This window comes from Flavobacterium sufflavum (genome assembly GCF_004016525.1).
GTDB lineage: Bacteria > Bacteroidota > Bacteroidia > Flavobacteriales > Flavobacteriaceae > Flavobacterium > Flavobacterium sufflavum.
This window is the reverse complement of record NZ_SACJ01000055.1, coordinates 1-248: the sequence shown is the minus strand read 5'-3', so window position 1 is coordinate 248 and position 248 is coordinate 1. Positions and strand designations below refer to the sequence as shown.

At 38.3% G+C, this 248-nt stretch carries 1 protein-coding gene; it reads left to right on the top strand.

The window, feature by feature from the left end; translation table 11 throughout:
* Positions 1-248: hypothetical protein (locus EOD40_RS18110; RefSeq protein ID WP_164905523.1), on the top strand; the 248-nt coding region annotated here is incomplete at both ends.

Below are 248 nucleotides of genomic sequence, written 5' to 3'. Positions count from 1 at the left end.
ACAAACACTAACGTTTACTGTTGCCAATAACAATAACAGTTTATTCTCGGTACAACCAGCGATAACAGCAAACGGAGAATTGACATACACATTGGCAGCCAATGCAAATGGAAGTGCACTCGTTACAGTTTATTTGAAAGATAATGGAGGAGTTGCAGATGGAGGAGATGATCAAAGTGATAATCAAACCTTCAACATCAATGTAACATCTGTGAATGATGTACCGGTTTTTACTAAAGGAGATGACC